The organism is Terrihabitans aquatilis (genome assembly GCF_052542005.1).
Map to the genome: position 1 here is coordinate 906215 of NZ_JBOCUO010000001.1, position 14118 is coordinate 920332.

The 14118-nt window shown below is 65.9% G+C and carries 18 protein-coding genes; 11 read left to right on the plus strand and 7 right to left on the minus strand.

All coding sequences use genetic code 11. The annotated features are described in order from the left end of the window. The first annotated feature begins 55 nt into the window (after positions 1-55). The 3 genes from ACQ6S1_RS04555 to ACQ6S1_RS04565 are packed head-to-tail and all read left to right on the plus strand — an operon-like array spanning position 56 to position 2642. Positions 56-574 (plus strand): MarR family winged helix-turn-helix transcriptional regulator, encoded by a 519-nt coding sequence (locus ACQ6S1_RS04555; protein WP_445039953.1) that lies wholly within the window; start codon positions 56-58, stop codon positions 572-574. Then, positions 574-1284 carry a response regulator gene (locus ACQ6S1_RS04560; RefSeq protein ID WP_445039954.1) on the plus strand — a complete coding sequence of 237 codons (711 nt, stop codon included), beginning with the start codon at positions 574-576 and terminating at the stop codon, positions 1282-1284. Before ACQ6S1_RS04555 ends, ACQ6S1_RS04560 begins: the two co-directional genes overlap by 1 nt. Further along, positions 1281-2642: an ATP-binding protein gene (locus tag ACQ6S1_RS04565; protein WP_445039955.1), complete on the plus strand. Its 1362-nt coding sequence runs from the start codon at positions 1281-1283 to the stop codon at positions 2640-2642. Before ACQ6S1_RS04560 ends, ACQ6S1_RS04565 begins: the two co-directional genes overlap by 4 nt. 9 nt (positions 2643-2651) lie before the next feature. On the opposite strand, the gene ACQ6S1_RS04570 is transcribed toward ACQ6S1_RS04565, so the two are convergent. The 5 genes from ACQ6S1_RS04570 to ACQ6S1_RS04590 all read right to left on the minus strand — a co-directional run bounded on the left by ACQ6S1_RS04570 (position 2652) and on the right by ACQ6S1_RS04590 (position 5570). Further along, positions 2652-3002: a tRNA-binding protein gene (locus ACQ6S1_RS04570; protein WP_445039956.1), complete on the minus strand. Its 351-nt coding sequence runs from the start codon at positions 3000-3002 to the stop codon at positions 2652-2654. 10 nt (positions 3003-3012) lie between these two features. Then, entirely contained in the window at positions 3013-3702 is a 690-nt protein-coding gene (locus ACQ6S1_RS04575) for a TetR/AcrR family transcriptional regulator (protein ID WP_445039957.1), read from the minus strand. A 69-nt stretch (positions 3703-3771) separates the two neighbouring features. Continuing rightward, positions 3772-4602, minus strand: coding sequence for a pyrroline-5-carboxylate reductase (proC, locus tag ACQ6S1_RS04580; protein WP_445039958.1), 831 nt, complete (start codon positions 4600-4602; stop codon positions 3772-3774). Then, on the minus strand, positions 4599-5093 hold the full coding sequence (locus tag ACQ6S1_RS04585) for a type III secretion system chaperone family protein (RefSeq protein ID WP_445039959.1): 495 nt from the start codon (positions 5091-5093) through the stop codon (positions 4599-4601). The genes proC and ACQ6S1_RS04585 overlap by 4 nt, the downstream gene beginning before the upstream one ends. Positions 5094-5246: 153 nt before the next feature. After that, entirely contained in the window at positions 5247-5570 is a 324-nt protein-coding gene (locus tag ACQ6S1_RS04590; protein ID WP_445039960.1) for an accessory factor UbiK family protein, read from the minus strand. Positions 5571-5673: 103 nt separating this feature from the next. Here ACQ6S1_RS04590 and lgt point away from each other — a divergent pair, with 103 nt between their 5' ends. From lgt to nfi, 8 genes are all read left to right on the plus strand, one after another. Next, complete coding sequence (lgt, locus tag ACQ6S1_RS04595) at positions 5674-6489, plus strand: prolipoprotein diacylglyceryl transferase (protein ID WP_445039961.1); 816 nt, start codon at positions 5674-5676, stop codon at positions 6487-6489. Further along, entirely contained in the window at positions 6486-7565 is a 1080-nt protein-coding gene (locus ACQ6S1_RS04600) for a class I SAM-dependent methyltransferase (protein WP_445039962.1), read from the plus strand. Before lgt ends, ACQ6S1_RS04600 begins: the two co-directional genes overlap by 4 nt. A 5-nt stretch (positions 7566-7570) precedes the next feature. After that, positions 7571-8347, plus strand: a complete 777-nt coding sequence (pgeF, locus tag ACQ6S1_RS04605) for a peptidoglycan editing factor PgeF (protein ID WP_445039963.1) — start codon at positions 7571-7573, stop codon at positions 8345-8347. A gap of 145 nt (positions 8348-8492) precedes the next feature. Next, positions 8493-9425 carry a ribose-phosphate pyrophosphokinase gene (locus tag ACQ6S1_RS04610; protein WP_445039964.1) on the plus strand — a complete coding sequence of 311 codons (933 nt, stop codon included), beginning with the start codon at positions 8493-8495 and terminating at the stop codon, positions 9423-9425. A gap of 139 nt (positions 9426-9564) precedes the next feature. After that, entirely contained in the window at positions 9565-10209 is a 645-nt protein-coding gene (locus ACQ6S1_RS04615; RefSeq protein WP_445039965.1) for a 50S ribosomal protein L25/general stress protein Ctc, read from the plus strand. Between the two features lie 15 nt (positions 10210-10224). Continuing rightward, on the plus strand, positions 10225-10839 hold the full coding sequence (pth, locus tag ACQ6S1_RS04620; protein ID WP_445039966.1) for an aminoacyl-tRNA hydrolase: 615 nt from the start codon (positions 10225-10227) through the stop codon (positions 10837-10839). 2 nt (positions 10840-10841) lie between these two features. Then, positions 10842-11936 carry a redox-regulated ATPase YchF gene (gene ychF, locus ACQ6S1_RS04625; protein ID WP_445039967.1) on the plus strand — a complete coding sequence of 365 codons (1095 nt, stop codon included), beginning with the start codon at positions 10842-10844 and terminating at the stop codon, positions 11934-11936. After that, positions 11936-12598 (plus strand): deoxyribonuclease V, encoded by a 663-nt coding sequence (gene nfi / locus ACQ6S1_RS04630; protein WP_445039968.1) that lies wholly within the window; start codon positions 11936-11938, stop codon positions 12596-12598. The genes ychF and nfi overlap by 1 nt, the downstream gene beginning before the upstream one ends. Before the next feature lie 25 nt (positions 12599-12623). On the opposite strand, the gene ACQ6S1_RS04635 is transcribed toward nfi, so the two are convergent. Both ACQ6S1_RS04635 and ACQ6S1_RS04640 read right to left on the minus strand, forming a co-directional pair. After that, the gene (locus tag ACQ6S1_RS04635; RefSeq protein WP_445039969.1) at positions 12624-13163 is read right to left on the minus strand and encodes an adenine phosphoribosyltransferase; all 540 of its coding nucleotides are present in this window, start codon (positions 13161-13163) and stop codon (positions 12624-12626) included. A gap of 103 nt (positions 13164-13266) precedes the next feature. Next, complete coding sequence (locus ACQ6S1_RS04640) at positions 13267-14112, minus strand: cytochrome c1 (RefSeq protein WP_445039970.1); 846 nt, start codon at positions 14110-14112, stop codon at positions 13267-13269. Positions 14113-14118 lie beyond the last annotated feature (6 nt).

Sequence of the window (14118 nt, forward strand, 5' to 3'; positions counted from 1 at the left end):
ACGCCGAAAAATCATTTGCTGGTGTTTCTTCGGCGCATTGGGATAATATGTCAATATGACTGACGTAATTTCACCGCCGAAAATCGCCGAGCCATCCGCGTCTCCCCGTCCGGACGAAACGACGCTGGAGCTGATCGAGCTGCTTTTCTTTGCCTATCGCGACTTCGTCGGCGATCCGGACGTGCTGCTCGAACAATACGGCTTCGGGCGGGCGCACCATCGCGTGCTGCACTTCGTCAGCCGCAACACCGACCTGAAGGTCGCCGACCTCCTGACCATCCTCAAGATCACCAAGCAGAGCCTCGGCCGCGTGTTACGGGACCTCGTGGACAAGGGCTTCATCGAGGCGCGCGAGGGCCGCGAGGACCGGCGGCAGCGTTTGCTGCGCCTGACGCCGAAGGGCGAGGCCCTGACCCGTGAACTGACGGTTCTGCAGGCGCGGCGCATTTCCGGTGCGCTCGGCACCATGCCCGGAGCGGCCGACATCGTGGCCGGCTTCCTGACGGCGATGATCAACGCAGACGAGCGCCAGGACGTGATGCAGCTCGTGACGCATCCCGCCGGGCGCTCGTGATGGCCAGTCCCGGCAATCTGCCCGACGGTGCGCCGCACCTCCTCGTCGTCGACGACGACGCCCGCATCCGCACGCTTCTTTCGCGCTATCTGTCGGAGAACGGCTATCGCGTGACGAGCGCAGCCTCGGCAGCGGAAGCACGGTCTCGAGCAGCGGGTTTCGTCTTCGACCTGATGATCGTGGACGTGATGATGCCGGGCGAAAGCGGGCTCGATTTCGCTACCTGGGTTCGGTCGGTCTCCGATGTTCCCGTGCTGATGCTGACCGCGCGCGGCGAGCCGCAGGACCGCATAAAGGGCCTCGAAACCGGCGCCGACGATTACGTGACCAAGCCGTTCGAACCCCGGGAATTGCTGCTGCGGGTGGCCGGCCTGCTGCGCCGTGCAGCGGCGGCGCCGACCAACGGAGCCTCGGCGTCGGAGGACGTGCAGTTCGGCGAATTCTGCTTCCACATGGGGCGCGGCGAATTGCGGCGGGGCGACGAGATCATCCGCATCACCGAGCGTGAGCGCGAATTGCTGCGCCTGCTGGCGGACAAGCGCGGCGGCGCGGTGTCGCGCGAGGCCCTGATCGGAGACGGGGCCGCGAGCGACCGGGCCGTGGATGTGCAGATCAACCGCCTGCGCCGGAAGATCGAGCGCGATCCGGCCAATCCGCTGCTGCTGCAGACCGTGCGCGGAAGCGGCTACCGGCTGCTGGTGGAATCGTGACCGATACCGCCCGCCCCGCGTCGGCCCCTCCGACCGAAACCAGCCGCTTCTGGCTCAGCAACCTCCTGCCGAAGGGGCTCTATACCCGCTCGCTCCTCATCATCATCGCGCCCATGCTGCTGCTGCAATCGGTGGTGGCGCTCGTTTTCATGGAGCGGCATTGGGAATTGGTGACGCGCCGCCTCTCGGCCGGCGTGGCGCAGGATATCGCGGCCCTGATCGATCTGACGCGCCATGCCTCCGTGGGCGAGGAGCGCGACGTGCTGAAGCGGGTCGCGGGAGAGGATCTGAAGCTCACCATCGCCTTCCTGCCCGATGGCACGCTGCCGGCCGAACTGCCGACGCCGCTGTTCTCGATCCTCGACCGGGTGCTGTCGCAGGAACTGGCACGGCGGCTGGAAGAGCCGTTCTGGATCGACACCACCTCTGTCGATCGCGAGGTCGAGATCCGCATCAAACTGCCGGGCGAGATCCTCAGCGTGACCGTGCCGCGCAACAACGCCTATGCCTCGAATTCGCACATCTTCCTGCTGTGGATGGTGGGCACGGCGATCATCCTCATCACCATCTCCATTCTGTTCCTGCGCAACCAGATCCGGCCGATCCTGCAACTGGCCAACGCCGCTGAAAATCTCGGCAAGGGGCGCGAGGTGCCGGGCTTCCGACTGCGCGGTGCGCGCGAGGTTCGGAGGGCGGCCAGTGCCTTCTTCGCCATGAAAGACCGCATCGAGCGCCAGATCGAGCAACGCACCACCATGCTGGCCGGTGTCAGCCACGATCTGCGCACCGTGCTGACCCGGCTGCGCTTGCAGGTGGCGCTTCTGCCGCCGGGGCCTGAGATCAGCGATCTGGAAAACGACATCGCCGAGATGGATCGCATGCTGGAAGGCTATGTGGCCTTCGCGCGCGGCGATGCCGGCGAGGTGGCGCGCCCGATCAACATCAAGGCGCTGCTGGAGGAGATCGAGGCCGACACTAAGCGCGGCGGACACGCGCCGAGTTTCACCTTCCGGGGCCGCACGGGCATCGTGGCGCGGCCGGACGCGCTGAAACGCGCCATCGGCAATCTCATCACTAATGCGCTGAGCTTCGGGCAAACCATCAACGTGTCGGCCAGCCTCGACGAGCGCTATCTCGTCGTGGTCATCGACGATGACGGGCCGGGCATTCCCGAAGACATGCGCGAGGAAGTGTTCCGGCCGTTCCTGCGACTGGATCAGGCGCGCAATCTCGACCGTCCGGGATCCGGGCTCGGGCTGGCCATCGCGCGCGACGCAGCGCGTGGCCATGGCGGAGACATCGTGCTGTCGAAAAGCCCGCTCGGTGGCCTGCGGGCCCGGCTGCACATCCCGGTCTGAAGGCGCGGCTCAGAACAGGCGGCCGCCGTTCGGCACCTCGCGCTCGGGCTGCATCAGAATGACCTGCCCGTCGGGGCCGGGAACGCCGAGCGTCAGCACTTCCGACATGAAGGGGCCGATCTGGCGCGGCGGGAAATTGATGACCGCCATGACCTGCTGGCCGAGCAGCCGACCCGCTTCATAATGAGCGATCTGGGCGGACGATTTGCGCACGCCGAGGTCCGGCCCGAAATCGATGCGCAACTTCCACGCCGGCTTGCGGGCCTCGGGAAAGGGCTCGACACCGACGATGGTGCCGACACGAACATCGACCTTCTGAAAATCGATGAAGGAAATTTCCGCTTCGGGTCCGGGATTCACGCGGGCCTCGTCAGATCTGGGGGTCGATGGCGTCTTCGGAATCGGAGGCGCGGCTGCGCGGCCGACGGGCCAGCAGACGCTCCGCGATGGAGAGGAAGGGCCGGGCCGCCGTCTTCACCACGTCCGCGGTTTCGAGCAGGCGCTCGGCCTGGCGCAGTTGCCGGTCGAGCTCGCGCATGGTGCGGGGCATGTCGGGCTCGTCCTCGTCAAGCCATGTGCCGAGCACGCGGGCGAACAGGACGGCGAGGCCCTGCGCCTTCATGGCGGCCTCGGGGCCGCTTTTCTCGATACCGGCTGCGGCCAGCATCCATTGCGCGGACGTGACCTCGACGCGGTTCCACGCCGAAAGCGAGAGCGGATCGGCAAGCAGGCCGCGCCGGGCGCTGCGGATGGCTTCTTTGTAAGGCTGCAACGCATCGAAACGGCGCAGGACGACGTCGAACAACCGCTCGCGGGCGGGCTGATCGATCAGCTCGGACGAGGCCGCGTCGAGCTTCAGCACCTTCTGATCGATCTGGCGCGAGAACGCGGCCAGGATCGCTCCCTTCGAGGGAAACGCGCCGCGCAGATCCGCAAGCGTGAGACCCGCGCGGGCAGCGATGTCGGGTAGGCCGATATCGCCCCAATCCCGTTCGGCGAGCAGCGCCATCAGCGCCTCGATCGCCTTTTCATGATTGGATGCGGCGGGCTTGTTCTCCACGATGTCCCTCCGATTGCAATGCTTTGCCCCTTTTTAGGGCAGCGCGTCGGCCGAGCCAAGCCGATCGGCTCAGCCAGCCAGTTCGCGCGAGCGCACGACAGCGCGCTCCACCGCCTCGTCGAGGAGAGGCTGGAACCCGCCCTCACCCATCAACACGGCGAGCGCTTCGGCCGTGACGCCGTTGGGCGAGGTCACGTTGCGACGCAACACATCGGGCGGAAGATCGGAGCGGTGCAGGAGCTCGCCCGCGCCGGTAACGGTGGCACGCGCCAACCGCGCCGCCAGCTCTTCCGACAGGCCGGCATTGACGCCCGCCTGCGCCATGCATTCGGCCAGCAGGAAAACATAGGCCGGCCCACAGCCGGATATGGCGGTGACGGCGTCGATCTGGCCTTCATCGTCGAGCCAGACCACCTCGCCCACCGCCTGCAGAAGGGCATCGCCCAGCGCGCGTTGATCGGCGCTGACGGCGGCATTGGCGACAAGGGCGGTGATGCCGCGCCCCACCGAGGCCGGCGTGTTGGGCATGGTGCGGATGATGGCGGTGCCCGCCGGCAGGCCCTGCGCCAGCGTGGCGAGCGACTTTCCGGCCAGCACGGACACGACGAGAGTGCCGGGTCCTATATGAGCGGAGAGCGTTGCGTGCACGGCCTCGAGCATTTGCGGCTTGACCGCGAGAAGCACGACGGCCGGCTGCGGCACGTCGGAAGCGTTGAGGTTCACGCCCGCGCTCTCGAGAGCCTCACGAACCTCGTCCGCCGGGGACGGATCGACGGCGTAAACCTGGGTCGGATCGACGCCGAGACGCAGCCAGCCTTCGAGAAGCGCACCGGCCATCTTGCCGGCGCCGATCACCAGAAGCGGACCGGGGAGATGCAGATTGCCGCCGGCCTCGCTCATGCGCGGCCGGCCGTGTCGAAGATGACGGCGTCGAACGCCTCGCGCGCTGTGCGCCCGGCCCAGACCACGAACTGGAAAGCCTGGAAATAGCGCTCGCAGGCTTCGGTGGCGGTGTGGAGCATGGCCTCGATCTGGCGATCGCTCGGCTCAGCGCCGCCGGCCAGCAAAAGAGCATGCCGGTAGAGCACCAGCCCTTCCTTGCTCCACAAATCGAAATGGCCGATCCAGATCTGCTCGTTGACCATGTTCAGCAGGCGCTGCACCTCGGCGCGGCGAGGTTCCGGCACCTTCAGGTCGAATGCGCAGGCAATGTGCAAAGCCTCGATATCGTGCATCCAGGTGATGGACACGTGATAATCGGTCCAGCCACCGCCGACATTGATGGTGATTTCGTCTTCCGTCGCCCGGTCGAACATCCAGTCGTTCGAGGCGGCGAGATGCTCCACCACGTCGACCGGGTTTTCCAGGCGTTCAATGTCCACGCCGATCATGAGGCCTCCCTCTGGTCGCCTCTACGCGCGAACACTACACGCCGGCACCACGTCGTCGGTCGACACAAGTCGAATCGATCTCTCAGGAATATAGCGGCGTGGAGATACAGCTGCACGGCGCGCAAGCCGCTGTCCAAAAGAGATTTTCCCAAATCAGATCGTTGCCGACGGATCCGAGTCCTTGGCGGCGGACGCCGATGACTGCGAATCCCCCGGCGTTTTATTGGAGAACGCCAGCTCCGATTCCAAAGCCGCGACGCGGGCGGCGAGCTTCTCGCTTTCGGCACGCGCATTGGCGGCCAGTTCACGCACGGCCTCGAACTCCTCGCGGCGCACCAGATCAAGGTCGCCGAGGATGCGTTCCGCCTGAGAGCGCACGACGGTGTCGATCTCGCGCTTGACGCTGTCGGCGGCGCCCACCGCGTCGTTCATCAGACGTCCGAGATTGTCGAACAAACGTCCGCCTGCCTGTGCCATTTCCGAGATCTCCGCCATTGCTGGACAATGTGGACATGGAGATTGCATATCCCGCCTTCAAGGAGAAGCGGCAGCGCGCTCCATCCCTTAATTCAGGCGGCTTATGCCCATTCTTGCCATTCCTTTCCCCATGATCGACCCGGTGGCGGTCTCGATCGGCCCGCTCGATATCCGCTGGTATGCCCTGGCCTATGTGGCCGGCCTGCTGCTGGGCTGGTGGCTGGCGACCCGGCTGGTGCGCGCGCGGGATTTGTGGGGGCGCGAACCGCCGCTGGGAATGGCCGGCGTCGACGACATGCTGATCTTCGTCGCCATCGGCGTCATCATCGGCGGGCGGCTCGGCTATGTGCTTGTCTATCACCCCGGCTATTACGCCGCGCACCCGCTGGAAGCGCTGATGCCCTGGTACGGCGGCATGTCGTTCCACGGTGGGCTGGTCGGAGCCGGGTTGGCGCTCTGGCCGTTTGCCCGGCAAAAGAAAACCGATCCGCTCGGCGTGTTCGACATCGCGGCCGCCGTGGTGCCCGTCGGGCTGTTTTTTGGGCGGCTTGCCAATTTCATCAACGGCGAATTGTGGGGCCGCGCCAGTGACGTGCCGTGGGCGATGGTGTTTCCCGGCGCCGGACCAGAGCCGCGCCATCCCAGCCAGCTCTACCAGGCGGCCCTGGAGGGCGTGCTGCTGTTCGCGATCGTGATGCTGGTGGTGAAGCTCGGCGGGCTGAAACGGCCTGGAATGGTGACCGGCACCTTTCTCGGCGGCTATGCGATCTTCCGCATCATCGGCGAGACCTTCCGCCAGCCGGACACCCAGCTCGGTTTTCTGGCGGGAGGCATGACCATGGGCATGCTGCTGTCGCTGCCCATGCTGGCGCTTGGCCTGGTCCTGCTGGTGCGCGCACGGCGGCCCGCCGCCGCATGACGCCCGTCGAGGCCGAAATCCGGCGGCGCATCGAGAGCGAAGGCCCCTTGCCCATCGCACGTGTGATGGCGCTGGCGAACGCACATTATTATGCGACGCGCGATCCGCTGGGCGCAGGCGGTGATTTCATCACCTCGCCCGAGATCAGCCAGATCTTCGGCGAACTGATGGGCCTGTGGGCGGCCATGGTGTGGATGGGGATGGGCCAGCCCAGCCCCATTCGCCTCGTGGAACTGGGGCCGGGCCGTGGCACATTGATGGCCGATGCCCTGCGCGCGTTGAAGGTGGTGCCCTCAATGCGCGCCGCCGCCCATGTCCATCTCGTGGAGACGAGCCCCGTGCTGCGGCAAGCACAGAAGGCGACGCTCGGAGACTTCGGCGTTCCTCTTGCCTGGCACGACCGGCTAGATGCGGTGCCCGAAGGTCCTGTGATCGTGCTGGCCAACGAATTCTTCGATGCCCTGCCCGTCCATCATTATGAGCGGACGAATGATGGCTGGCGCGAGCGCGTGGTCGGCCTCGCTGAGAACGGCACCCTGGCGCTTGGGCTGACGCCCTATCCCGTGCCGGAAGCTGTGATCCCGGTTCTGCTGCGCGCGAGCCCTGTGGGAAGCATCGCCGAGACCTCGCCGGATTCCCTTGCGGTGATGACGCGTCTCGCGGAACGCCTCGGCAAGAGCGGCGGTGCCGCGCTCATCGTGGATTACGGCCATGTGGAAAGCGCCCCGGGCGATACGCTGCAGGCCCTGCGCAATCACGTCTTTCACCCGCCCTTGCACGATCTCGGCGAGGCCGATCTCACGGCGCATGTCGATTTCCGTGCCTTGTGCACCGCCGCCCGTGCCGCCGGCGCTCGCGTCTGGCGCCCGAAAACGCAGCGCGAGGTGCTGCTGAATCTCGGCCTGCGTGAACGGCTGGAGATTCTGTGTCGCAGCGCGCAGGCCGCCGATGCTGCGGCTCTTCGTAGCGGTGCCGAGCGTGTGATCGATCCGGCGGTGACGGGAATGGGTTCCTTGTTCAAGATGATGGCCGTGACCTCGCCCGCCCTCTCCGCCCCGCCCGGATTCGAAAGCTGACTTCCATGACCGTTCCGCACGTGGCCTCGCCGGCGTTGTCGTCCATCCACGGCATTCGACATGCTTTCTTCACCCGCGAGGGCGGCGTTTCCACCGGCATTTACGAATCGCTGAACGGGGGGCGCGGCTCGGCCGACGACATGGCGAACGTGATCGAGAATCGCCGGCGCATGACGGCCTTTCTGGGCGTTGCCGAAGGCGAACTGGCGACGCCGCACCAGATCCACTCCAACGAGGTGATGGTGGCGCTGGAACCGTGGGAGCCCGGAGAGGCGCCGCAGGCCGATGCCGTCGTCACTTCGAAGCCCGGCCTCGCGATCGGCATCGCCACGGCGGATTGCGGCCCGATATTGTTCGCCGACCAGAGCGCCGGCGTGATCGGCGCCGCCCATGCCGGCTGGAAAGGCGCGCTCAACGGCGTGCTGGACAGCACGCTCGACGCGATGGAGAAGCTCGGCGCGCTGCGCGCCAACATCGTGGCCGTGCTCGGCCCCTGCATCCGCCAGGCAAGCTATGAGGTCGGCCCCGAATTCGTGGCCCGTTTCCGCACCGAGGATATCCACAACGGGCGCTTCTTCGCGCCGTCCGAAAATACCGGCCGCTCCAAGTTCGATCTCGGCGGCTACATCACGCATCGGCTGAACGAGGCGGGGACCGGAACAGTGGAGGATCTTCGCCTCGACACCTATTCCGACGAGACGCGGTTCTACTCCTACCGCCGTGCCACCCATCGCGGCGAACCGGATTACGGTCGCCTGATCGCCGCCATCACGCTGGCCTGAACCGTCACACCTCTGCAACATTAACCCTGTTGCACGCGTGTTTTTACCCCCCGCGCATTGAGGCCGGCAAGGTTCGCTGCTAAGAGCCGCCTTACGGGAACAGGGCAATGCCGCGACCGCTGTGACGGCCGGCATCGGGGGTATCATGAAGCTCGTCGCGGGCAATTCCAACAGGCCGCTCGCGGAAGCGATCGCCGCCTATCTCGAGACGCCGTTGACGAAGGCCAATGTCCGCCGCTTCGCCGACATGGAGATCTTCGTCGAGATCCTCGAAAACGTGCGCGGCGAGGACGTCTTCATCGTCCAGTCGACCTCGTTCCCGGCGAACGACCATCTGATGGAATTGCTCATCATCATCGATGCGCTGCGCCGCGCCTCGGCCCGCCGCATCACGGCGGTGCTGCCCTATTTCGGCTACGCCAGGCAGGACCGGAAGGCCGGTCCGCGCACGCCGATCTCGGCCAAGCTGGTCGCCAACCTCATCACCCGCGCCGGCGCCGACCGCGTGCTGACCCTCGATCTGCACGCCGGGCAGATCCAGGGCTTCTTCGACATCCCCACCGACAACCTGTTCTCCGCGCCGGCGCTCGTCCGCGACATCCAGGAGAACATCAAGTCGGATAACCTCGCGGTGATCTCGCCGGACGTGGGTGGCGTGGTGCGCGCCCGCGCCGTGGCCAAGCGGATCGACGCCTCGCTCGCCATCGTCGACAAGCGCCGCGAGCGCCCGGGCGAGAGCGAGGTGATGAACGTCATCGGCGACGTGACCGGCCGCACCTGCATCCTCGTCGACGACATCGTGGATTCGGGCGGCACGCTGGTGAACGCCGCCGACGCCCTGATCGAGAAGGGCGCGAAGGACGTCTACGCCTACATCACCCACGGCGTGCTTTCCGGCGGTGCGGTGGCCCGCATCACGGCCTCCAAGCTGAAGGAATTGGTGCTGACCGACAGCATCATGCCGACCGAGGCTGTGCGCGTGGCCCGCAACATCCGCACCATCTCGATCGCCAGCCTGATCGGCGAGGCCATCAACCGCACCTCGGAAGAGAAGTCGGTCTCGAGCCTGTTCGACTGAGCCATCGGCGCGGCGGGCATTTGCCCTCGCGCCGCTTTGCCGCTATAGGAACCGCCGTCCGGCGTCCACACCCTGGAGGTGCGTCGGCATGCTTGTGAAGGCCGCTCCGTCGGCCTTCTTTCTTTTGGAGACAACCACAATGACCGCGACCAAGGTTCTCAAGGCCGAAGCGCGCGACCGGGTCGGCAAGGGAGCCGCCCGCGCAGTTCGCCGCGAACACAAAGTTCCTGCCGTGATCTACGGCGCCAAGCAGACCCCCGTGAGCATCTCGCTGAACGGCAACGAGCTGTTCATCCTGCTCAACACCGGCGGCTTCCTGACCACGATCTTCGAGATCGACATCAACGGAAGCATCGAGCGCGCCATTCCGCGCGATTACCAGCTCGACCCGGTGAAGGGCCATCTGATCCACATCGACTTCCTGCGGGTGTCCAAGGATTCCGTGGTGACGGTCGAAGTGCCGGTCCACACGATCAACGAAGACGCATCGCCGGGCCTCAAGAACAACAACGGCGTGCTCACCCTCGCCCAGCACACGATCTCGCTGTCGGTTCCGGCCGAGCAGATCCCGGAAGCCATCGAGATCGACCTCGCCGGCCTCGAGATCGGCGATTCCGTGCACATCTCGCAGGTGAAGCTGCCGAACGGCGCGAAGCCGACGCACCACGAGGACTTTGCGGTTCTCAGCGTCACCGCGCCGAAGGTGGTCGAGGAAGAGCCCGACGCAGAGGCCGCTCCGGCCGAAGCCGAGGCCGAGGAAACCCCGGCTTCCGAAGCCGAGTAAATTACGGAGGGAGCCATGCGGCTCTTCGTCGGCCTCGGAAATCCGGGTTCCGGCTATTCCGGCAACCGCCACAACATCGGGTTTATGGCGGTGGACGCGATTGCCGTGCGCTGGGGCTCATCGCCCTGGCGCGCGCGCTTCCAGGGAGAGGCCGCCGAGGCCGATCTCGGAGGCACCAAGGTGCTGCTGCTGAAGCCGCGCACCTACATGAACGAATCCGGCCGCGCAGTGGCCGAAGCCGCCCGCTTCTACAAGATCGCCCTGCCCGACATCGTTGTCTTCCACGACGAGCTCGACCTTGCGCCCGCCAAGCTGCGGGTGAAGACCGGCGGCGGCAATGCCGGCCATAACGGCCTGCGTTCCATCACGGCCGCCATGGGCAACGATTATGTGCGGGTGCGCATCGGCATCGGCCATCCCGGCATCAAGGAACTCGTCCACGCGCATGTGATGGGCGATTTCGCCAAATCCGAAAGCAATTGGGTGGCGGCGCTGAAAGATGCCGTGGCCGACAATGCCGATCTTCTTGCCCGGGGCGATGCTCCGAGTTTTCAGAACAGGGTGCATCTGGCGTTGGAGGCGGCGGGACAGGCCGATCCGATCGTGCCGGCTTTGCGCGGAGGGAAATAATCATGGGTTTCAAATGCGGCATCGTCGGTCTTCCCAATGTGGGCAAGTCGACCCTGTTCAACGCCCTGACGCAGACGGCCTCGGCACAGGCCGCGAACTATCCGTTCTGCACCATCGAGCCGAATGTCGGTGAGGTGGCGGTCCCCGATCCGCGCCTCGACCAGTTGACCGCCATCGCCGGCTCGGCCCAGATCATCCCCACCCGCCTCACCTTTGTCGACATTGCGGGCCTCGTGCGCGGCGCCAGCCAGGGCGAAGGGCTGGGCAACCAGTTCCTCGCCCACATCCGCGAGGTGGACGCGGTGGCCTATGTGCTGCGCTGCTTCGAGGACGACGACATCACCCATGTCGAGGGGCGCATCGACCCGCTGGCCGACGCCGAGACCGTCGAAACCGAGCTGATGCTGGCGGACCTCGACAGCCTGGAGAAGCGCCTGCCCGCGCTGGAGAAGCGCGCCCGCACCGACAAGGAGGCGAAGGAAGCCATCGACCTCATCAACCAGGTGCTGCCGCTTCTGCGTGAAGGCAAGCCCGCGCGCCTGGCCAAGATCAAGCCGGAAGACCACAAGGCTTTCCAGGCCCTGAACCTGCTGACCTCAAAGCCCGTGCTCTACGTCGCCAACGTCGAAGAGGAATCGGCCGCGACCGGCAATTCGTTCTCGGCCGAAGTGGAACGACGCGCGACGGAGGAAGGCGCTGTGGCCGTGACCATCTCCGCCCGAATCGAGAGCGAGATCGCCGTGCTGCCGGAAGAGGAGCGCGCGGAATATATGGAAGCGCTCGGCCTGACGGAGCCCGGCCTCGATCGTCTGATCCGCGCGGGTTACGACCTGCTGGGCCTCGTCACCTATTTCACGGTCGGGCCGAAGGAAGCGCGCGCCTGGACCATCGAGAAGGGCACCAAGGCGCCGGCGGCGGCGGGTGTGATCCACACCGATTTCGAAAAGGGCTTCATCCGCGCCGAGACCATCGCCTATCAGGATTATGTGACGCTCAAGGGAGAAGCCGGCGCGCGCGATGCCGGCAAGCTGCGGCTGGAAGGCAAGGAATACGTCGTGGCCGACGGGGACGTGCTGCACTTCCGCTTCGCGAACTGATGCAGCTTCACCCGGTAAACCGCTGGGACGTCACGCCTCAGGAGGCGATCGCGCAGCAGACGCGGCTGCGGTCCGAGGTCATCGTCGACCGGCCGCTCGACGTTTCCGCCATTCGGATGGTGGCGGGGGTGGACGTCAGCGTGAAGAACGACGTCTCGCAAGCGGCGGTCGTTGTGATGACCTTTCCGGACTTCGAGCCGGTGGAGACGGTGCTGGCGCAGCGGCCGACGCCCTTCCCCTACGTGCCGGGCCTGCTCTCCTATCGCGAGGGTCCGGTTTTGCAGGAGGCTTTCGAGCGGCTGCGGCATGTGCCGGACGTCTTCATCTTCGACGGGACGGGCTATCTGCACCCGCGCCGCATCGGCATCGCCTGTCACATGGGCCTGTGGCTGGGCGTGCCGACGATCGCCAACGCCAAGAACAGATTATGCGGCAGCCATGACGAGGTGGGGTCGGAACGCGGCGCCTGGCAGCCCGTGAAGCATCGTGGCGAGATCATCGGCGCAGCTTTGCGCACGCGCCCGGGCTGCAAGCCGGTGTTCGTTTCACCCGGCCATCTCAGCGATCTGGCGGGCACGATCGCGCTGATCATGGCCTGCGCACCGAAATACCGCCTGCCGGAGCCCATCCGCCGCGCGCACAAGGCGGCGGGCACCCTCTGACGATCGTGAATGAATTGCTGCCGGTCTAATGGCCGTCATAGGCGACGAGCGTCTCGACCCGTGCGCCGAGGCCTTCCAGCCGCTTTGCGCCACCGAGCTGCGGCAAATCGACGATGAACCCCGCGCCCACAACGGTGCCGCCGAGGCGCCGGATCAGTGCGATGCCCGCCTCTGCCGTGCCACCGGTCGCGATGAGATCGTCAATCAGGAGCACCCGCTCGCCATGGGCGACGGCATCGGCGTGGATCTCGACGGAATCGACGCCGTACTCCAGCTGATATTCCTGCCGAAGCGTGCGGTGGGGCAGCTTGCCCTTCTTGCGGATGGTCGCGAAGCCGCGGTTCAAGGCATACGCAAGCGCACCGCCAAGAATGAAGCCGCGCGCTTCGATGCCGGCCACGAGATCGAACTCGACATCGGCGAACGCCGCTGCGAGGCCATCCACAGACAGACGCAGTCCGCGCGGATCCTGAAGCAGGGTCGTGATGTCCCGGAACATGATGCCGGGCTTGGGATAATCCGGAATCGTCCGGATCAGGCCATTGAGTTCTTCAGCGAGGGACATGGATGCGCCAGGACAATGCTAGCGGCCGCGTGCGAACAGCGGCCGAATGACCTGCACCTCGCGAGACAGCCTTGTGAGGCCGGAGGGGAGAATGACGCCGCACTCAGTGCGCGACGTCGCTCCACACCTTGCGCTTGGTGTAATACATGAGCGCGGCAAAGATGGCGAGGAACGCCATGACCTGGAAACCGATGCGCTTGCGCGCCTCGAGGTGCGGCTCTGCCGCCCACATCATGAATGCCGCCACGTCGCGCGAATATTGATCGACCGTGGCGGGCGAGCCGTCGGCGTATTCGATCTGGCCGTCGCTGAGCGGGTTCGGCATGGCGATGTAGCCGCCCGGGAAAACCGGGTTGTAATGAAGGCCCGGCTTCTCCTCGCCATTCGGCGGTTCATGGCCGTAGGCCGTCATCAGCGAGTGGATGTAGTCGACGCCGTGCTCCTGATACTGGGTGATCAGATCCCAGATCACCCATGGGAAGCCGCGCTCGTAACCGCGCGCCTTCGCCAGAAGCGAGAAGTCCGGCGGATAGGCCCCGCCATTGGCCGAGCGTGCCGCCGCCTCGTTCGGGAACGGGCTCGGGAAGCGATCCGACGGACGAGCGGGACGCTCGAACATCTCGCCGCTATCGTCGGGGCCGTCCATCACCTTGTATTCCGCGGCAAGCGCGCGGACCTGCCCCTCGGTGAATTGCGGACCGCCCTCCTCCATGAGGTTGCGGAACGACACCAGGCTCATCGCATGGCAGGAGGCGCAAACCTCGCGATAGACCTGGAAGCCGCGCTGGATCTGGGCCCGGTCGAAATGACCGAACGGGCCGCTGAAGCTCCAGCTATCCTTGGTGGGCTTCAGCCCGCCGTGGCCGTCGGCCGCGAAGGCCGGCGCCGCGACGACGATCGGCAGCGCAATGATGGCCGCCTTCAGTGCGGAGACGAAACCTCTGGTCATCGGTTC